The following is a 21335-nucleotide window of genomic DNA, read 5'->3' on the forward strand; positions in this document are numbered from 1 at the left end:
CACAAATCGAGATATATGAAAATTTATGACGTTGTTATTTACTCTTCTTGAATACTTCTAAACCACTTTCTAAAAATTTAGCATAATCATCTTCGTCTGGTGTATAACCTACAGGCTCATTTAAAACTTGATTACCTTCTGAATTAAGTAACACATAATAAGGTTGCGAATTCGACTTAAAAAATTGTGTTTGGAAATTAGCCCATTTATGACCGTAATTTTTCAATAAACGTTTACCGCCATTAACCCTGTTTACTTCAACTTGTTCTTCTGATGGCAAATCTTTTTTATCATCTACATAGAGTGAAATTAAAACATATTCATTTCTTAAATAATTATCAATTTTTTGCAATGGCCACACATGTTCTTCCATCTTTCTACAATTAACGCAAGCATATCCTGTAAAATCAATCATGATGGGTTTATTAACTTGCGTTGCATAAACAATACCTTCCTTTAAATCTTTAAACGTTTTCAAGTTATTTGTTGAAGTACTTGGATACAACCAACTGTATCCTACAGGAGGTGCTAAACCGCTTAATAAAGTTAAAGGTGTAAATGTGTTTGTTTCTTTATTTACTCTAAATCCTGATGCCAAATAGATAGCGAAAGCAGCAACTAAAATACCTCCACTAATTCTAAAAAAAGATAGTTTTTTAATTGGAGAATCATGTGGAAACTTAATTTTACCGAATAAGTAAAGTGCTAATCCTGCAAAAATAATAATCCATAGTATCAAGAAAGGCTCAATTTTTAATAGCCCCCAATGTTTTACTAGATCGGCATTAGATAGGAATTTGAAAGCCAATGCTAATTCTAAAAACCCTAAAATAACTTTAGTAGTATTTAACCAACCTCCAGATTTAGGCAACGCATTCATCATATTTGGAAACATCGCAAATAATGCAAATGGTAAGCCTAAAGACACTCCAAAACCAGCCATGCCTGCTGTAAGTTGCCATGCTCCACCATCAGCAGTTAACGAACCTGCAAGTAATGAACCTAAAATAGGACCTGTGCATGAGAAGGAGACAATGGCTAGGGTTAACGCCATAAAGAAAATCCCGATTAAACCACCTGCGTTCTCGCCTTGCGTAGTTTTATTTGTCCAACTTGATGGTAATGTTAATTCGTAAAACCCAAAAAATGAAAAGGCAAAAAACATAAATACTAAAAAGAATATCACATTTAACCAGACGTTGGTAGATATTTCATTTAATATATCTGGATTTACAGAATCTAAAAGATGGAAAGGAATACTTAAAATTAAATAAACTAATAAAATAAAGAAACCATATAGTAATGCTTTTCCAATACCTGATGTTTTACTCTGTCCTCCTTTTTTAGTAAAGAAACTAACTGTTAAAGGAATCATTGGAAAAACACACGGTGTTAAAAGCGCCAATAACCCCCCTAAAAACCCTAAACCGAAAATGGTCCAAAGGGATTTTTTTTCTTGAATTTCACCAGATTTTAACTTAACATCTTTAGGCGTCATACCGTAAAGCATTTTGTTTACTGAGTCGTTATCTATGGATTGTCCGTCAGTAGAATTTGTGTTTTCTGAATTAATAGTTCCGTTTATATTGAATACCAAATCTACTTCAGTAGGTGGTAAACATCTGGTATCATCACAAACCATAAATTCTACGGTACCATTAAAAGTATTTTTATCGCCAGATACTTCAATTTTTTGTTCAAAAACAGCCTTGTCTTCAAAAAACTTGATCTTCATTTCAAAAACAGGATCGTCAACAATATGTCCATCTTCTTCTGATGTTTTTCCAATGGTTTTAAATCCTACACTATCATAAGTAAAAGTTGTTGGTATTGGCCCATCTTCAGGAACATCTTGAGAATATAAATGCCAACCATCTTCAATAGTCGCTTTTGCAATTAAATTATACTCTGTATCTGATATTTTTTCAACAGAAGTTGACCATTTTACAGGTTCTAAAATTTGCGAAAAAACATTTGCGGTTAAGAATAACGCAACTACTAATAATAAGTTTTTCATAATTATGGTTTGGTTAAAAAAAGGACTATTGTAAAAAATAGTCCTTTTTATCATCTTTCTTTTTATTGACTGACTAACTCAAAAAATTACACTAAAACAAATGTATGAAGAAAGACTTTTCTATTTTATCAAAGAGTCTAAAAAAAGGATTAACCCTTATTAATAAAATGTTAAACTTTATTTTAAAGGCTCACCATTATCATCTAGTGATCCTGATTTTATAATTATTAATTTATTTAAATCTATGTGCTTAGTTATGGCTGCATTAACTTGTTCTAAAGTAACGGCTTCAATATCTTTTGAATATTGATCTATATAACTTGGTTCTAAGCCACGTTCTACAAAACTTAAAAGCGCACCTGCTAATCCTCCTGTAGTTGAAAGTCCAACTTTAAAACTACCTGTTAAGTTTGTTTTTTTAGCAGCCAACTCTTCCTTCGTTATACCTTCTTCAACCCATTTTTTAATTTGTACCATGCTTGCATCTAGCCCTTTTTGAAATAAATTAGGGTTGAATGATGCATTTACTGCCCAGTAGCCTCCTGCATAAGTATGTCCTGAATGACTAGCTCCAATGCTATAGGTTAAGCCATCATTATCTCTAACTGTCTGCATTAACCTTCCTGAAAAACCACCACCTAAAATACTTGTACCTATGTAAAAAGGCATATAATCTGCGTCCATTCTTTGGATTCCTGTATACTGCCCTATATACATTTCTGCACTTGGTTTTTGAGGAATTGTAACCACTTTGGTTAAAGCATCAACTTTAATTGGGTTTTCAAAATTAGCCTTAGCTTTAACGCCTCCAGTCCATCCTTTGAAAGCAACTTTAAGCGCTTTATATAAAGCTTTGGTGTCAACATCGCCAACAGCTACTAAATGCATATCTGCTGGACCAAAATAGGTTTTGTGAAACGCTTTTAATTCATCTAAAGTCACCTTATTTAAATTGTCAATTGATGTCTGAATATCGGTAGTATAGTTAGGATGTCCTTTTGGGTATATGGCTTGAGAAAGCGCTATGGAACCTTGAGTTCCTGGGTCTGTTAGTCCTCGTTTCATGCCACCTTCATTTTGCTGTTTTACCAGCTTAAATTCTTTTTCATCAAATAAAGGAAATCTCAATTCTTCGGCTAATAAATTAATAACTTCATTTAAATCTTTTTTCAAGCACTTAAAACCTATACTTACTTTATGAGTGCTAGCGTTAACTCTTAATGTAACGCCTAGTTTTTCTAGTTTTTGAGAAAATTGAAATTTATCATTATTAGAGGTACCTTTACTTAGCATTTGTGCTGTTAAGGATGGTACCATTTCATTGCCATTTGTATTTAAATAATCGCCTATAGGAAAACTTGCCGATACGGTTAAAAAATCTTTTGCTCCCGTTTTGGCAGTAATTACATCAATTCCGGCAATGTTTTTTCGAGTGAATTTTTCACCCTTGGTCGATATTTCAATGGTTTGGTATGCTGAACTAATCTCGGAAATAGCTTCTTGAGATACTATACTAGAATCGTCGTGACCATCTTCGTTTGTATGCTCAGGATTTCTGTAAAAATATTTATTGTCGCTATTAGGCATATAGTTAGCAGGCTTTTGACCTACAGCTTTATTCCCTCCTGGTACTTTTGGTATAAAATATCCCGTTGTACTTTGGTCTTGCAATAAATACGTATTTGCTACACGTTTTACATCTTCTGCTGTAACTTTACTAAGTCTTTTAATTCCATTGATATAATCTTTCCAATCGCCTCCTGCAATGGCTTCATTTAATTCCCCAGCAATACTACCCGAACCGTCTCTAGATAAAATAGTTTGCGCATTAAGCTTTGCAACAATGCGATCAACATCTTTTTGAGTTACACCATTTTCTTTTACTGCAGCTATCATCTCAAGTAATTGTGCATTTATGTCTTCATGATCTTTATCTGGAGTCATACCTAATGCGACATTAAGTAATCCTACTTCTTTAAAATTTGAAGCTCTTGAATACCCAAAAAGCGCTATACCATTATCTACAAATGTTTTGTTAAGTATAGAAGAAGTTCCAGAACCTATAATTTGACTTAACACCTGTAAGGCAGGTAAATCTTCATGCATTCTACCTGGTATTTTGTAGCCAATAGAAACAATACCTTGTTGACCAGGTTTCTTAATAATTATTCTTCTTGGTCCCAATTGAGCTGGCTCAGTTGTATAAGGCTGTGGCATATCGTGAGGAGCCTTTGTTATTTTACCAAAGTATTTATTAACCAAATTAAAAAGGGATTCTTTTTGAAAATCACCAATAATGGTTAATGTTGCATTATCTGGCCAATAATAGGTGTTATAGAATTTTCTTAATGTTTCTATAGGCATGTTTTCAATGTCTGAACGCCATCCAATAGTAGAATGATGATAAGGATGCGCCATATAAGCTGTTGCCCACATTTCCTTACTTAGCAACCTATTGGGGTTATTTTCTGCACGTTCAAATTCATTTCGAACTACTGTCATTTCTGAATCTTTATCTTCTTTTAACAATAAAGAGTTTCGCATTCTATCTGCTTCTATATGAAGCGCTGTTTCTATTTTATCACTTGGGATGGTTTCGTAATAATTAGTTCTGTCGTTCCAAGTCGTAGCATTCATTTGGGCTCCCATACCCTGTAATACGTTAAATATGGCATTTCCGTTTCGTTTATTAAACGTTGGCGTGCCTTTAAAATTCAAATGCTCTAATAAATGTGTAGAACCTGTATTTCCTGGCACTTCGTGTTTAGAACCAACCCTGTAAACTATTTGTACTGTTACTACAGGGGCTGAATTATCTTGCACCAATAAGATATTCATTCCGTTAGGCGTATATAAATATTCTTCTATACCCTCAAGTTCTGTCACTTTTGTAAATTTTGATGTGGTTTCTTGTGCATTCAAGAAAAAGGACGTCAATACCGTTGAAAGTATAAAGACGTAAGTTTTTAAAAACGTTGTACTAGTCATATTAATTATTAGTTTTATTATTCGTTTATATAACTATAGAGTTGAAAATCTTAATCTGCCCCTATTAAGGAAATGTTAAATTGGTATAAATAATTTTATTCTTAATTTGATTTATTCTTTTTCTAACTTAGAAGTTTTTTTCAGTTTAAAAAGTTGTTATTATTTATAACCTTAGAGCTTTAATGCTTTTGTTTTTGTTTCAGGCGGAAAGCACTTGTGCAAATCACATGTTTGGTAATACATGCCACTTGTAATCATAGCTTCATTGCTATAATTACCAACCGAACAATACTGAACAAACACTAAATCGCCATGATAAACATACACCCCATCGTCATAAGGTTCGCTATATGGTTTTTCCCAATCTCCGATTTTAATAATTCCTTTAGGAAGCTCTAACCGTAATTCCGAAGTAATGTATGGCTCTGTTTTTGGCACATAGGCATAAATATGCCATTGATCTTCAATACTAACTTTCATTACAACTGCCAACTGCGTTTTATCGTCGGACCAAACAAGCGTTGCGTTTATGGAAACCGGATCTACAGGGGTGGTTTCATTTGTTTTAAGAACCATAGCGGCTTTATCAACTTTTTGCTTTAGAGCTGACAATACTTTTGTGGTTTGTGCCCAACTGAATTGAACTACTAAAATGATGATAAAGAAAGAATACGTTTTGATTTTCATACGATTACTTAAATTTTAATACATCAATATCCTTTTCGCTTCTTGGTTTTACTTTTGGATTAGCATTAGCATCATTTATCATCCATACATAACCACCAGTTTCAGTAAAGAACATGTTATCTTTATTTTTATTAAACCAAGATCTCCATGCTGAAGCAGAAGAAAAATTTTCTAAAGTATATCGCAATAAGATTCTATACCCTTTATCAACATCAACATTTTCTTCTAACAAGCTAATGGCTTTATCAAGCACTTTTATATTTGTATTTGCAATGCCCAGACTTTTAATATCGTTATCAACTTTTAAATCATACAAGCCTGCCGGTTCAGAATAAAAATAATCTCTATTTTCATTAAGGTAGGTTCTAATAGCAAGCGTATCTATACCTGTTATTTTAGACCATGAATTTCTTCCAATATTCTTTTTCAAATATTCTTCTCTTGTTCTAATAGGTTGTGGTTTACTATTAAGCATCATTTTTTCCGTCTCAGTTAGGCCCTTTCCTTCTGCTTGCTTTTTTTCTGCTGCTGCTTTAGCTTTAATACCATCTTCGTTAAACTTCTTATATGTTTTTACATGTGCTAAATATGATGCCTTTGTGGTATAATATAACAACTCATCTATATATACCTTAGTTGCAATTCTTTCATTGTATTTTTTAGCTATAATCTTATCATTTTGATGCTTATTGATGTAAACAACGGTGTTGGCAAATACTTTTTTAGCTTCTTCGGTCATATTATCTGGTGATCCGGCAAAACCCCACAAAAAGAAGTTTCCATGTCTGCCAAGAGCAACAGCCGTTTTTTGTTTGGTACAAACGCCACTTGAAATAACTTCAGCATTAGGAGAATCTTCAAATCCCCAACCACGAGCTACCATACCTATTCTAAACCCTTTGCCATCTTCATAGCCTTCGGCATCCACTTCCCACATAGGAATTTCTTTGGGTACATTTCCGCCATCAAAAGCTTTAAAAACACCACTTGGTGTAGTCCTGTTTTTTAGAGTGATATCTGTTTTAAAAGGCCCTTTAAAAATTGTGTGCTCGGTTTTTATATGGTGTGCATGTCTATCTAGACAAAGGCAATACCAATCTAATTTAGAGCCTAAGCTAGCGCCTATAGTAGATGCCGTGTGGCCTATAAAAATTGATGGACTACTAAAATCATCACTCACATATTTAGCAGGTTCCACTCCTATAACCCTTCCAGTTATAGAATCTTTGTGAATTACACGTTCTTTTATTGGTGTTGGAGCTTGATCGAATATGGTTACATCATGTTTTAACGACATACTCTCATTATATTCTCTGGCATCAACAGTTGTAATTTTGGTGAAGTATGTGCTTAAAAGTGTTTTAAATGCAGGCATTCTTTTTCCATATTCGGCTTTAAAACGTTCTGGTGTCATGCCTCCTGTAACCTGAACAGCTTCTATATTTTCGGGCATTGGTTTATCTGAACTATAACCAACATATAATACTGTTATATCTAATTTTTCCTGACCATGATTTATGAATGGTATTAGAAGAACAGTAATTAGAAAAAATCTATTTATATATATTTTCATAAATAATGTTTAATAGTTTATTGCATTTACTAATACTTACTTTTAATGATATGCCCTTGCTAACAAAACACTAAGTTTAAAAAAGGGGTTGGGAGATAATCCACCCCCCTTTTTTACCTTTCATTTATAGTGACTAACTCAAAATAACTATAAGAAAAATTTAACGAAAGGAGTTACTTTTATTAATGTCCAAAAAGTTCTTTTAGTTTTTCGTCTAATTCAGATTTTTTAGGATTTCTAAGAATTATTTTTTCATTTTCATCCATTAAAAACGTAGTTGGCAAGAATGGAACACCATATTGTCTTGCCACAACGCCCCATTGATGATCTGCCCCAGTATCATTTAAATGCATCCATGGCGTTTGGTCTTCTTCAATGGCCTTTTTCCATTTTCCTTCTTCATCGGCTGTTCCAATGCCTACAATTTCGAATCCATCTTTATTGTATTTTTTGTACAATTCTTTTAAATGTGGAAAGGAAGCTCTACAAGGTACACACCAAGATGCCCAAAAATCAACTAACTTGTATTTGGCGTTTATTTTAGAAAGCGTAACTTCTTTACCGTTTAAATTATTCAATATAAAATCAGGTGCTATTGCTCCTTCTCCTAAGGATTTAAATATATCATTATAGGTTTTATCGTAATACTTAAACATGGCTGTATGTTTGGCAGCACCTTTAAATATTGGGTAAATCTGTTTCATTTCTTCTTTGGACATACGTCCTTCACTAAACTGAAAACCTAAGATCCAAGGTGCTACTGCAGACTCTTGGTGGTCTTTTGCATATTGAATCATAAAAGATTTTCTTTCATTTTGCTGTTCATTTAGCAAATCCATAAATTGACTCCTCCATACTTTGAATGCATTTATTTTAGCATCATCTTTGGATTTATAAGCAGCTTCCATTTTAGATCTTATCGTTTTTAAAACAGTAAATTTTTCCTGATTATTGATACTGTCTAGTTTTGCTTGCTGTACTTCATAGGTTTCCTGTAATACTGAACCTGTAACTTTTGCTTTAAGATTACCGCGGTTTGATTCAGCTGTATCAAAACTTAAAACAATATTACTGTTCTCTAAAAAAATGAACTCCTAAATTCATCACCTATTGTTATGGTTACACGATCAGGATGTTTAATAATTCCTTTAAATTTAAAAGTACCATTTATCATTTGGGTACTATCAATAATTTTAGGTTCAGCGCCTCTATCTGTAAAATTATTTTCTATTAATTTAACTGTGGCTTGCTCTATGCCTTTTACAGTTCCTAAAACTGTATAGCCATTAAATGGTATTTCTTTTTTACAGCTGGTAAAAGCTAATGTTACTAATAAGCAAAACGTCAATACATACTTTATTTTAAATCCTATTTTCATGATTTTTATTTATTTTGATTGATGATTATTTTAATAGTTCTTCTAATAGTTTAAAGGCATCTTCTCCACCTCCAACAAATCGTTTTACAATATTTCCTTTTGGGTCAATAATAAGCTTTGTTGGAAATCCTTGTACGTTAAATCGGGTTACAAAATTATCAGAAGTGTTTTTTCTCTCACTTAGTATCTGTTGCCAATCATAATTATTCTCATTAACAAATTTTTGAACTTTTTCTTTCGTGTCCCCAGAATTAACACCTAAAACAACCAGCTTGTCTTTATGCTTTTCTTGAAATGCTTTTACATCAGGCATTTCTTTTACACAAGGGCCGCACCAAATACCCCAAAAATCGATGAGTACATATTTCCCTCTTAGTGAATTGATGTTGAATTCACTACCATCTAATGTAGCAGTTGTTTTAATTGAGGGTACTGGAGCACCTTCTTTGGTATTCTTTATCCCTGCTATTCTGGTGGCTATACTTTTATAGTCTTCATATTCTGACAAATCTGTTGACAATCCATCAAACAGGGCTTCAGCCTCTATTTCATCAATTTGTTTTCTTCGTAGTAAATCATTTAAATACCATGTGGCACCCAATGATTTTGGATTGCTTTTAATATGGGCAATTATGGCGTCTGTATTCTTTTCAAAAATGCTGTTTGCCTTTTCTTCATTTTTAGTTATTACTAATGAATCCTTTTCATGTGTATTAGCTACAGCAATGTTTCCTATTTCATTATAATTTGGAAACGTAATTTTATTAATAACAGCTAGTGCATCGTTAAACTTATCACCTTCAGGATAAGCATTCATAAAATCTGTAGCTTCTCCAGAAACCTTAATCTCTGCTCCAGGATAGGCGTAAAACATGAAATTGGTACATTTAAATGGAAAATAACCTTGACCGTCAGCAGGAACCTTAAATAGTTTTTTATCTGGCCCTTGAAAACTTGGGAACATTCTAATGAGTGTTAATTTGGAAATGGTATCTGAAAAATTAAATTTCCCATCAACAACTACTATAGAATCTGGTTTTGTTTCTCTTGTATATTCTTTATCCGGATGCCTGAAATATAAATTTCCTTCAAGCCCCCTAATCTCTCCTTTTAGAGTGAACTGGTTGGGGTGTTTTTTTTCTTCTGTTTTACAAGACACCACAAATATGGCTGTCAATAAAAAAAATGTGATGTATTTTAATGTCTGTTTCATTAATATCAATTTTTATGTTAAAACAATTAATTATTTATACACTCCTACTAAATTTAATATCAAATACAAGCTAAATAGAATTAGCTGAGTACGTAAAAGGACGTATTGCCATTAAACATAGTATACCAGATATTTTGAAAAAGTGAAGTTCTTTAAAGTTTCCAATCATCTAAATGAAATTAGATGATTGGAAATAAAGTACTAATAACTTGGATTTTGCTCTACAACATTACCTCCAGATTGAATTGATTCTGATGGAATTGGTAAAATAAATTTATCAGGATTTGTTGCAGAAGATTTGACATCTGATACTTGAAAACCAGACCCAAAGCCATCAGCTGCATCATAACGAACCAAATCAAACCATTCTTCTCCCATTTCTGTACCTAACTCTACCCATTTTTCAACTCTAACAGCTTCTAAAAAGTCAGATAGTGTAATACTTGTGGGGTATGTTTCAAAACCATCAGCACCAGTTGTAGTAGCTCCAGCTCTTGTTCTTACGGCATTTAATGCATTTAATGCATCTGTAGTAACTGCATTATTTGCTCTAGCATCAGCCTCAGCATAAATTAAGTATAGTTCTGCTATACGCATGTGGTATAGCATTTCAAAAGTCTCTCCCGCAAAAGGGAAAAACTCTGCAAATTTACCTGTACCTCCAGAAAAGTCTTCAAAAAACCGACTATTATCATCGTAATTAATAGTTTGACCATTGATTACAACGCTTCCTGTGAAAATATTACGATAGTCTTCAGTAAGTTCTGAATAAAATCCACTCCAAAAATTACCTAATCTTAAGTCTTCTTCATTTGTAATGCCTCTTGAGCCAAAAAGAAGCTCGCTAGAATTAAAAAGTGCATCATTTGTATTATCAAAAATCTCATTAACTGTAGCAGCCAACTGAAAATCACCTCCAGAAGTATCAAGCACCTCTTTTGCCAATGTAGCTGCCTGAGAATAATTACCTTGATATAATAATACTTTCGCTTTTAAAGCTTTTGCATAAGACTTATTAATAAAATATTTAGCTCTTAAATCTGGTGCATTAGCTATAGCATGGTCTAAATCTTCCATAATACTAGCATAACTATCTGCTACGTTATTTCTAGGAAAAGCTATATTTGATTCCGCTGAAGCTGTTTTTACAACAATTCCGAAATTAGAATTTAAATCATAAAATTGTCCCCAAAGGCGCAATAAATAAAAGTGAGCTGTAGCACGCATTCCTTTTGCCTCTGCGATGATTTCATTTTTTCTATTGGGGTTAGAAAATGTAGCTTCTGGTATATCTGCAATACCTTCAAGTAACCAATTGGCATTATTAATAATACCATACAATCTTGTATACCCCCTCTCATATCAACGGTACCAGTTGCGAGTGGTACATTAATTGAAATCGCCTCACTTTCTGCTCCTCTATCAAAACCAGGTTGTGCTACACCACTTAGTAATGAAGGTATAATGTAAATATGTGGATTTCCTGCTCCTATAAAAGTTCCAAAACCAGAATAAACCCCAGTTAATGCAAGTTCTGCAGTAGATTCATTAGTTATTTCTGTAGCTCCTAGAGAAAAAGGACGCTCAAAATCATCTATTTCTTCTGTTAATTGACACGAATTAAAGCATGTAATCATTAGAATTAATGACAGTATATATATGTTTTTTATTGTTTTCATTTGATTCATTTTTAATGATTAGAAACTTAATTGAACTCCAAAAGTGAATGTTTTTGCTTGAGGATACGCAAAACCTGCATCAGTTCTTCTGCCGATTGATGAACCTCCTGGGAATACAGTTACATTTTCAGGGTCTTGTCCTGGGTAATTAGTTATAGTAAACAAATTATTACCACTTAATGTTATTCTAGCCGTATTAAAACCAATATTATTAACTAATTTTTGCGGTAGATTATAGCCTAACCCAAGATACCTTAATCGTGTATAAGAACCGTCTTGTACATCTTTTGATGTAGCTCCACCTGAAGGTCTATGCGTACTAGAACCTAATCTTGCATATGTTGCAGAGTTGTTATTTTCACTCCATGTATTTAATATTTGAATAGGGTGATTAAAACTTAAATCTATTCTACTCGCAGCAAATCTTCCTGGAATCACCCACCTCCTACTATTACCTTGTACAAATTGAAAATTAAATGATAAATCAAAGTTTTTGTAAGTTATCGTATTATTCCAACCACCAAAATAATCTGGATTAATATCTCCTAAATTCTTGCGGTCATTATCTGTAATTTCACCATCGCCATCAATATCTTTAAAAATATAATCACCTGGGGCTCTTAAACCACTAAAATAATTCCCACTTGGTGCAGCTGCATTTAAAGCGTCTATATCATCTGGTGTTTGCGCTATACCTACCACATCATAACCTAAAATATAACCAATTGGCTCGCCTTCTTGAATACCATCAAGTGCTGGTAAAAATGGACTGTTTTGATTTGTCCCACCATTTAAAGCGTCCACATTGTTTTTAATAAAAGAGATGTTAAAATTAGTATTCCATTTAAAATCTTTAGCTCTAATAACATCTGCACCGAGGCTAAATTCCCAACCTTTGTTAGATACATCAGCAACGTTACCAAAGAAATCTTGAAATCCAGTTTCGTGAGGAACGGGTGTTAATAAAATAAGGTCGCTTGTGTTCTTTTCAAAATAGACAATCTCGCCGTTTACACGTCCATTTAACAACCCAAATTCTAAACCTAAATCTAATTGATCTGTTGATTCCCATTGTATATCTGGGTTTGGTAAGTCTTGTACAGAAATACCATTTATGCCATCATAAAACGTTCCAACTCCTAAAGTGGTGTAGAAAGCTTGGTACGAAAAGGCCTGTATATTATCATTCCCTGTTCGCCCTAAACTAGCTCTTAGTTTTAACTGATTAATAAAACTTTCTTTATTGAAAAAAGCTTCATTGTGTATATTCCATCCAAATCCTGCTGAAGGGAAAAAACCACGTCTATTGTTGGGGCCAAATTTAGCAGACGTATCGCTTCTTGCAGTAAATGTAACTAAATAGCGATCTTTGTAGTTATAGTTTATTCTACCAAAAATAGAATTTAAACCCGTTTCAGATGTAGCACTTCCAAAATCATAAACATTAGTTGCAGAGCTTATGTCTATGAGTTCAAAATCATCTGGGAAGCCAGAATAATTCTGAGTTTCTAAATTTAAATAGAATCTATCCCAAGATAAACCTGCAACCACATCTAAACGATGGTCTTCTTTAAGCGTTACGTTATAATTTAATGTATTACTGAACGATGTTGTATAACCATCTGTAATTTGGTTGGCCATATAAGCGCCTTCAAAGTTTCTCCTTTGTCCCTCTATTTGTGCAGTAGAAGTGAACGACGGATTAAATATTGAACTTTTGTCGTTATTTAAACCCACATTAATTTGTGATCTTAGCTTTAAGTTTTTAACTAACTTAAGTTCCCCGTATACTGAAGCTAAAACATTTTGAGAAATAGCCTGATCACTTACCTTAGCTAAATTTTCAACGGGATTTATAAAAGTACGTCCTCTAAAACCATTACTAGATTGTACTTCAGTAGGATTGCCATCCGCATCATAAACACCTAAGTCTGGTCTAAAATTCCCATTATTTAAAGACAAAAGACCGGATTGATTATTTTTGCCGTACGTATAATTTATAGAGGCTCCAATTTTAAAATTATCTTTTATTTGAGAATCAAAATTAGCGCTTAAATTATATTTCTTAAACTTATTCCCTATTAAGAGACCGTCTTGTTGATTTATTGAAGCTGAAGCAAAATAATTTGTTTTTTTTGAACCACCATTAACACTAAAGTTATACTGATTCTATAAGGCATTCTTGTTAAGAATTTTATCCTGCCAATCCGTATTTGCATCTCCAAAATAATTATCTGGATCATTTACTATAGCAAAAGGTACTGCAAAAGCAGGTTGAAACCTGTCAGGTAATCCATCCAAAATTATTTGTGCTTGTTCTGAAGCAAATGTTTTGTATTGGTCTGCATTTAAATAATCTTCTTTTTGAGTTGGATTTTGAAACGTTGCATTTGCAGAAAAATTAAAACGTGGCGCTTGATTGCGCTTTCCCTTTTTTGTGGTTATTAAAATAACACCGTTAGCAGCACGAGAACCATATATAGCAGCAGAAGATGCGTCTTTCAAAACATCAACACTTTCTATATTATTTGGGTCGATTGCCAATAGTGGATTCTCCCTGTTTCCTGCACCAGTAAAAGTTCCGAAATTTGGGTTCGCAAGAATAGGAACCCCATCAACAACATATAGTGGTTGATTATCTCCTATAATTTGACTTAACCCTCTAATATTTACTGAGGCACCAGCTCCTGGTGCTCCAGCGTTAGACTCAACAAAAACACCAGATAACTGACCAACTAAAGCCTGATCTACCGTTTGAGATTGTACCTGAGTAACTTGCTCATTTTTAATTGAACCAACAGAACCTGTAAGATCTTTTCTTACTGTACTACCGTAACCCACAATAACGACTTCATCTAATTTACTAATATCTTCTTCCAGTACAAAATCTATAGTTGTTCTTCCATTTACAACTTCAAAAACAGTTTTATAACCGTACATCCGTGTATAAATACGCTCTGTTTCATTTTCCTTTTGCATGTATGTTAAACTATATTTACCATCAAAATCTGTAGCAACACCAATTTTATAAAAACCTTCTTTGTCATTATCACCTAGAGTGACCAAAACACCAGCCAAAGGAACACCATTTGTATCTGTAACCGTGCCAGTAATTGTAACCTCCTGCTGAATTACACTTTTAGACTCTGTAATTACAATCGTTTTATTTGCTGTTAAACTTAAATCAAACTCACCATTAGAAAGGCTTCTTTTTAAAAGTTTGCTAGCTTTAACTATTCCTTTTTCTAGATTAACCTTTGGAAAATCTTTAAACATATCTATTTGGTAGATAAAGGTGTAATCTGTTTGGCTCATAATCAGATCAAAAACTTCATCAACAGTTACTTGTTTATTTTCGTCAATCTTAATTTTTGCGTTTTGTGATAAAACATTAATTGGTGTAGCACTAAAAACGCTTAGACACAATAAGAAAATAAGTGTTCTCATAATGTTTTGCAGTAATTTCCTTTCAAAAAAAGAAAAGGTTTGGTTAGTTTAAATTCCATAAATTTGCATGTTATTAGTTAGTTAAACATTTAATTAATTAGTAATTCTAAAAATTGGGGGATAAAGCCTTATACTTTGGACGGTCTAAGCTTTGTTCCTCTTTATTTTTAATTATTTGATGGTGATTGTATTTTTGTTTATCCCATAGGCGTTAATAAAATTTGTATTTTTTATAAGGATTAATATTTCTTCTATATTTTGATTTTTACTGATAACGCCTTTAAAACGTATATCTTCTAGCGTTTTAGTTTCAAAAACGACATCCACATCATACCATCTTGACATAACCTTCATAATACTTTTTAAGGACTTATCCTTAAAATTAAACAGTCCTTTTTTCCAGGCGATTTCAGAATATACATCTGCCTCTGTAATTACAATATCATTATTATCTATATTTATAATAGACTGCTCATTAGGGTTTAAGACTTGTTTATAATTACCACTATTAATAGCTACTTTTCCTTCTACTAAGGTTGTGTAAATGTGGCTTTCATCTTTATAAGCCTTTATATTAAATTCTGTACCCAAAACTTCAATCTCTTGAATTCCTGATACTACCTTAAATTTAGAACCATTATGCTTTGAACTTGGAGATACATCAAAATAAGCTTCTCCATAAACTAGCTCCACCTCACGCTTTTCTCCTTTTATAAAAAATGTAGGGTACTTTAATCTAGATTCAGAATTCAACCAAACATTAGTTCCGTCCTCAAGCTCAAGATAAAATTGCCCGCCTCTAGGGATTGTTAAGTAATTATATGTAATTTCTGATTTATCTGCTTTTGTATTGCTGATATAAACCAATTTTTGCCCGTTACTTTTTATATTATTGATACTTAAACTTTCACCTTTTTCTAAAACTATATTAGAACCATCGTCTAAAGTTAATGTAGCCTTATCGCTTCCAATTTTGATATTATTATTTATGATATTGACTACTTCTGGCTCTACGGTAATATTGTCTCTCTTTTTAAGAACAAAGGGCAATGAAATTAATAATACCAACGATGCAGCAACTAAATATTTAAATATAGTTTTTTGATAAAACGGAATGACCTTAATACTATTTATTTCATCGTTTTGCAGTTCTTCAAGGATATTAATGAGTACTCTATTTCTAGTTACTTCTTCTGAACCTAGTTCTTCAACCCATGTGTATTCCTGCTGATAGCTTTCGTAGTAGTTAACTAACAATTTCAGCTCTTCAAGAGTCGTTTTTCCATCAAGATATTTTTCAATTAACTCTTGAAAGTCCTCTTTGTTTATCTCTTCTTTATTCATCAATTTGTGATTTAAGATTATGGGGTATATATATAGTGTGTCTTTTTGTATAAGTATCCCCTAAAAAAAATGTTGTTTTTTTGAAAAAACAACAAGAAATTATTGATAACCGTAGTATTATCAATACGATTAATCAAAAATTATTATTGAATTAATAAATCAGTTACTTTATATTTTGACTTATAAATACTATTAATTCAATACTCAGCATGTGTCCAAGGGCACTTCGTAAAGTTCTCAATGCAAAACTTATATGGTTTTCTACTGTTTTTGTCGAAATATCAAGTTCCTTGGCAATTTCTTTATGAGTTAATTGCTTTTGTCGACTTAGTTTATATACGTTTTTACATTTTTTAGGAAGAGTTTCCACAACAGCATCAATCTGAGCGACTAATTCCTTGTGCATTATTTTGGTTTCAGGTGTAGAATACTGAAATCGTTTTTTTAAGTCTTCATATAATTCTACCCTAATTATTTTGCGTTTTCTAAATTGCGCAAATACTTTATATCTAGTGCAGGCATATAAATAAGCTTGAAGTGAAACCGATATTTGTATTTTTTTCTATTGTTCCATAAATCAATAAAGACATCTTGTATTATTTCTTCACAAAGTTCTTTGTTTTTTAAAAGGTTATATGAAGAAATGAATAAAGGTTTCCAAAAATCATTATATATAAGTGTAAGTGCCTTTTTGTCATCATTTTTAAGACGTTCTATTAACAGATTATCTTTTAATTTATTCTGATTGGACATTTAAAAGAATTTAACATGGTAAAAGTATATAAAATTATTATAAGGTAAATTTAGTTACAACTATGAAATTATTAGTAAAGTTCAAATATTGTTAAATGACAATTATTGAATGTAGCCTCAAACACTCACAGATGAAATGATTTTATCTTCTTGTAAGAACTATTTTTGGTAATCCAGCAATTGGTTATATGTTTAATCCAGTTATTGATTTAAAACTCTTGCTTTGTTTGAATACTCTCGCATCCTATTTTTGGTACTATCTCATTCATTTGATGGCACACTAAGTTTTAGAGTAGTTTCTGAACGTTTTCCGTTTATAAATGGATAGTTCACCTAGAAGGCTTCTTGTTTTTCTCGTAAAGAAAATGACTAAAAATATTTTGCTTATCAGCATTGTTATTGTCTTTACTTAATAAATAATTTTGTAAAGACAAAAGTCAAATCACTCCTAAAAAACTCCTTAAAATTATGACAATTCAGCGAAGAAAGTATATACTTAATTGTTCACCTTTTAATTGGTTTTGAATGATTTTAAACGGTATCATAAAAAACAAAAAACACCTGAAAATTATATAATTAACAGCGTTTTAGTTTCACCTATTACTAGGTAGTCGGGGTGGCAGGATTCGAACCTGCGGCCTCCACGTCCCAAACGTGGCGCGATAACCGGGCTACGCTACACCCCGAATAGTATCTAATAATTTGCGGAGAGACAGGGATTCGAACCCTGGGTACCTATTTCTAGGTACGACGATTTAGCAAACCGCTCCTTTCGGCCACTCAGGCACCTCTCCAATAATTTTGAATGAACTACGCACTTAGTTTAAATGCGGATGCAAATTTAGTTTTTCATCTTAAACAACACAAACATTTTCTTCGTTTTTTTTAGAATTTATTCAGGGTATTCAATTCGTAAATGATAAATGTTTGCAAGCTTGTGTTTTAGGACTTTCTTTATGGATTGAATTTCTTTAAATGTAATATTCGCATTTAAAAATTGCTCCTCCTCTATTTGTTTATTTATAATGTTTTCAACGAAAGCGTCAATTTTTGTAGAAGTTGGATTTTTTAAACTTTTACTAGCAGCTTCAACACTATCACACATCATTAAAATAGCGGTTTCTTTACTAAAGGGCTTAGGACCAGGGTATCTAAATAAATTTGCATCAACTTCCTTGTCAGACGCTTTTGCTTTCATATAAAAATAATACACCACACTAGTCCCATGGTGGGTTCTAATAAAATCGATAACTCTATCTGGTAAATTATGTTTTTTTGCAATTTCAATGCCGTTAATTACATGGTCGGTAATAATTCTTGCACTTTCTTTTGAAGATAATTCATCATGCGGGTTAATTCCCGTAGATTGGTTTTCCGTAAAATAATTTGGATTTACCATTTTCCCAATATCATGATACAAGGCACCTACCCTAACCAACATGGCATTTGCTCCAACTTCATTTGCAGAAGCTTCAGCAAGATTAGCAACATTCAATGAGTGATGAAATGTACCAGGTGAGACATTCGATAGCTCTTTTAATAACTTTGTGTTAGTGTCAGACAATTCTAATAGAGACACATCAGAAACTAAACCAAACAATTTTTCATAAGCATAAATTAATGGCTGTACAAAAAGTGTTGCTAATCCACATAAAATGAATAGCAGAAACGTATTTAAATCTATAGTTTCAATACTACCTTCATGGATTACAAAAAAGGCGAAATAAGCTATGATATATATTAAAGTAATTTGACCTACTGAAATAAACAAATTAGCACGTTTATATAATTCTGAAACAGTAAGTATCGTTACAATACCAGCAATAATTTGCAAAAACATATACTCATAACTATTTGGTACAATAGATCCCAATAAAAGCACGGTAATAACGTGAGCAAACATTCCCAAACGCGCATCAAAAAAGGCTTTTAAAACCAACGGCAGCACACAAATAGGAACTACATAAAGATATTCTGAATTATAGTTTACCACCAAAGTCGTAATAAAAACCATCAATAACACATTAAAAAATATAAAGGTTACTTTGGTATTATTCTCGAATACTTCAATACGATATTTTCTCAAAAACAGCAATAACATCAACAGAGCTAAAGCTACAAGTAATGTGTAAGCAAACAGAATCCAATTGTAATTGGACTCATTCCAAACCTGAGATTCATACTCAGATTGTAACGATTTTAATTTTTGATATTTATCGCCTTCAACTACTTCTCCTTTGGAAATAATAAGCGTATTTTTTTCTACACTACCTCTGGTATATGATATTTTATTTAATTCGTCCGTAAGCGCTTTTTCTGTAAAAGATTTGTTATAGGATAGATTAGGTTTGATAATATCAAAAAACAATGAAGTAAACTCAGATTTGTATTGATTCAATCTTCGAGCATCTAAAGTTTTTTCAATAATTTTTTTAACTTCTTCTTGAGCTATTAAATTACCAAAAGCTGTATTCGTCTTTTTTATATTTCCGCTAAGGATATTGACTTGTTTATCATCCTTAAAATTGTAATTTTCAGATAACACCCCATAATTATAAAGATTTGAAATAATATTGTTCCCAACTATCGCTAAGCTATTCAACCTTTCAACAGAAAGAGAATCGGGAAAAGTCTTTTTGAAATTCGCTTTATACTCTTCTTCAACCTTCGTTTTAATAGATTCGTCTACATCAAAATACAAAAGTCCTCTATCCTTAATTTCCTGCTTTTCTTGTTCTATTTCATCTTGAGATTTTTTTATTGCAAAATCAAAAGGTGCTTGTAAATCTTCAGATTGCCAAGGCTTACCCTTTTCAAAATTATATTTAAACTTTCCACTCTTAGGAAATAAATACACAATTAAAAACGTAGTACAAACAAATAATAAGGCTTTGTAAATCAATGAGTGATTTCTATATAGCTTATTTATAAAGTCTTTCATGAATTGAAAATAATATTATCAAATGTAACAAATTCTTGGTGGTTATTTAGATTTTTATAATCCTGTTCATACTTATTTAATCTATTAAAAATTGATTATTTTCGCTTTAAGTAATTCTAAATTTTGAATATGAATTCAGAAGTTGTTATTGTATCTACCGCAAGAACGCCAATTGGTAGTTTTTTAGGCGCTTTATCTACTGTACCAGCAACAAAGCTAGGCTCGGTTGCGATAAAAGGTGCATTAAACAAAATTAATTTGGAACCAGAATTGGTTGACGAAGTTTTTATGGGCAATGTGGTTCAAGCAGGCAACGGTCAAGCACCAGCTAGACAAGCTGCTATTGGTGCAGGTTTGCCAAATTCGGTACCTTGCACAACTGTAAACAAGGTTTGTGCTTCTGGAATGAAAGCGGTAATGTATGGTGCGCAAGCTATCAGTCTAGGCGATGCCGAGATTGTAGTTGCTGGCGGCATGGAAAATATGAGTTTAATTCCCCATTATTTATATGCCCGAACAGGAACAAAGTTTGGACCAACAACTTTAGTTGATGGCTTACAAAAAGACGGGTTAGTTGATGCTTACAATCAAAACGCTATGGGCGTTTGTGCGGATGCTTGCGCTACAGAATATGAATTCTCTAGAGAAGCACAAGATGCTTATGCTATTCAATCCTATAAACGATCTGAAGCAGCATGGAAGTCTGGAAAATTTAAAAACGAAGTTGTTCCAGTTGAAGTACCTCAACGCAGAGGGGACAACATAATAGTTGATACAGACGAAGAATTCACGAAAGTAAAATTAGATAAGATACCAAGTTTAAGACCCGCTTTTTCTAAAGACGGGACTGTTACAGCTGCCAATGCATCAACCATAAATGATGGTGCTGGCGCAGTAATTTTAATGAGTAAACAAAAGGCAACCGAATTAGGATTAAAAATTTTAGCAACTATAAAAAGTTATGCTGATGCAGCCCACGAACCAGAATGGTTTACAACTGCGCCAGCAAAAGCATTACCCAAAGCATTACATAAAGCAGGTATTTCGCAAGATACTATTGATTATTTTGAATTTAACGAGGCATTTTCAGTTGTAGCTTTAGCAAATATGAAAATTTTAGGATTGACTGATACTAACGTTAACGTTAATGGTGGTGCTGTTTCATTAGGGCACCCGCTAGGTTGTTCTGGAGTTAGAATTTTAATTACATTACTTAGTGTTTTAGAACAAAATAATGCAAAAATTGGTGCTGCAGCTATTTGTAATGGTGGTGGTGGCGCTTCAGCAATAATAATAGAACGTAATTAATCTGCCT

The 21335-nt window shown here is 32.6% G+C and carries 14 protein-coding genes, 2 tRNA genes and 1 pseudogene; 1 reads left to right on the forward strand and 16 read right to left on the reverse strand.

What is annotated here, in order from left to right:
- Nucleotides 1-34 precede the first annotated feature (34 nt).
- The 16 genes and pseudogenes from AC0L5U_RS05420 to AC0L5U_RS05495 all read right to left on the reverse strand — a co-directional run bounded on the left by AC0L5U_RS05420 (nt 35) and on the right by AC0L5U_RS05495 (nt 20020).
- Nucleotides 35-2017: a protein-disulfide reductase DsbD family protein gene (locus tag AC0L5U_RS05420; protein WP_473415083.1), complete on the reverse strand. Its 1983-nt coding sequence runs from the start codon at nt 2015-2017 to the stop codon at nt 35-37.
- 177 nt (nt 2018-2194) lie between these two features.
- Nucleotides 2195-5005 carry a M16 family metallopeptidase gene (locus tag AC0L5U_RS05425; protein ID WP_473415085.1) on the reverse strand — a complete coding sequence of 937 codons (2811 nt, stop codon included), beginning with the start codon at nt 5003-5005 and terminating at the stop codon, nt 2195-2197.
- A gap of 171 nt (nt 5006-5176) precedes the next feature.
- Nucleotides 5177-5692 (reverse strand): protein-disulfide reductase DsbD domain-containing protein, encoded by a 516-nt coding sequence (locus AC0L5U_RS05430; protein WP_473415086.1) that lies wholly within the window; start codon nt 5690-5692, stop codon nt 5177-5179.
- A 4-nt stretch (nt 5693-5696) separates the two neighbouring features.
- Nucleotides 5697-7265, reverse strand: a complete 1569-nt coding sequence (locus tag AC0L5U_RS05435; RefSeq protein WP_473415088.1) for a hypothetical protein — start codon at nt 7263-7265, stop codon at nt 5697-5699.
- Nucleotides 7266-7447: 182 nt separating this feature from the next.
- On the reverse strand, nt 7448-8173 hold the full coding sequence (locus tag AC0L5U_RS05440) for a TlpA family protein disulfide reductase (protein ID WP_473415089.1): 726 nt from the start codon (nt 8171-8173) through the stop codon (nt 7448-7450).
- Between the two features lie 170 nt (nt 8174-8343).
- The gene (locus tag AC0L5U_RS05445) at nt 8344-8643 is read right to left on the reverse strand and encodes a DUF4369 domain-containing protein (protein WP_473415090.1); all 300 of its coding nucleotides are present in this window, start codon (nt 8641-8643) and stop codon (nt 8344-8346) included.
- A gap of 25 nt (nt 8644-8668) precedes the next feature.
- Complete coding sequence (locus AC0L5U_RS05450; RefSeq protein WP_473415091.1) at nt 8669-9856, reverse strand: redoxin family protein; 1188 nt, start codon at nt 9854-9856, stop codon at nt 8669-8671.
- A gap of 201 nt (nt 9857-10057) precedes the next feature.
- A complete protein-coding gene (locus tag AC0L5U_RS05455; protein WP_473415092.1) occupies nt 10058-11197 on the reverse strand; it encodes a RagB/SusD family nutrient uptake outer membrane protein in 1140 nt (379 codons plus the stop codon).
- 356 nt (nt 11198-11553) lie between these two features.
- Nucleotides 11554-13689, reverse strand: a pseudogene (locus tag AC0L5U_RS05460) (SusC/RagA family TonB-linked outer membrane protein); the annotation flags it as partial.
- Between the two features lie 15 nt (nt 13690-13704).
- On the reverse strand, nt 13705-14982 hold the full coding sequence (locus tag AC0L5U_RS05465; RefSeq protein WP_473415093.1) for a TonB-dependent receptor plug domain-containing protein: 1278 nt from the start codon (nt 14980-14982) through the stop codon (nt 13705-13707).
- A gap of 171 nt (nt 14983-15153) precedes the next feature.
- Nucleotides 15154-16326: a FecR family protein gene (locus tag AC0L5U_RS05470; protein ID WP_473415094.1), complete on the reverse strand. Its 1173-nt coding sequence runs from the start codon at nt 16324-16326 to the stop codon at nt 15154-15156.
- Nucleotides 16327-16489: 163 nt separating this feature from the next.
- The gene (locus tag AC0L5U_RS05475; protein WP_473416174.1) at nt 16490-16882 is read right to left on the reverse strand and encodes a sigma-70 family RNA polymerase sigma factor; all 393 of its coding nucleotides are present in this window, start codon (nt 16880-16882) and stop codon (nt 16490-16492) included.
- A complete protein-coding gene (locus tag AC0L5U_RS05480; RefSeq protein WP_473415095.1) occupies nt 16798-17079 on the reverse strand; it encodes an RNA polymerase sigma factor in 282 nt (93 codons plus the stop codon). The genes AC0L5U_RS05475 and AC0L5U_RS05480 overlap by 85 nt, the downstream gene beginning before the upstream one ends.
- 611 nt (nt 17080-17690) lie before the next feature.
- A tRNA-Pro gene (locus AC0L5U_RS05485) sits at nt 17691-17765 on the reverse strand.
- A 19-nt stretch (nt 17766-17784) separates the two neighbouring features.
- Nucleotides 17785-17873: transfer RNA gene (locus AC0L5U_RS05490), tRNA-Ser, on the reverse strand.
- Between the two features lie 98 nt (nt 17874-17971).
- Nucleotides 17972-20020: an HD family phosphohydrolase gene (locus AC0L5U_RS05495; protein WP_473415096.1), complete on the reverse strand. Its 2049-nt coding sequence runs from the start codon at nt 20018-20020 to the stop codon at nt 17972-17974.
- Nucleotides 20021-20149: 129 nt separating this feature from the next.
- On the opposite strand from AC0L5U_RS05495, the gene AC0L5U_RS05500 reads away from it, so the two are divergent.
- On the forward strand, nt 20150-21328 hold the full coding sequence (locus AC0L5U_RS05500) for an acetyl-CoA C-acyltransferase (protein ID WP_473415097.1): 1179 nt from the start codon (nt 20150-20152) through the stop codon (nt 21326-21328).
- The last annotated feature ends 7 nt before the right edge of the window (nt 21329-21335 follow it).

The organism is Jejuia sp. G7-7 (assembly GCF_055808955.1).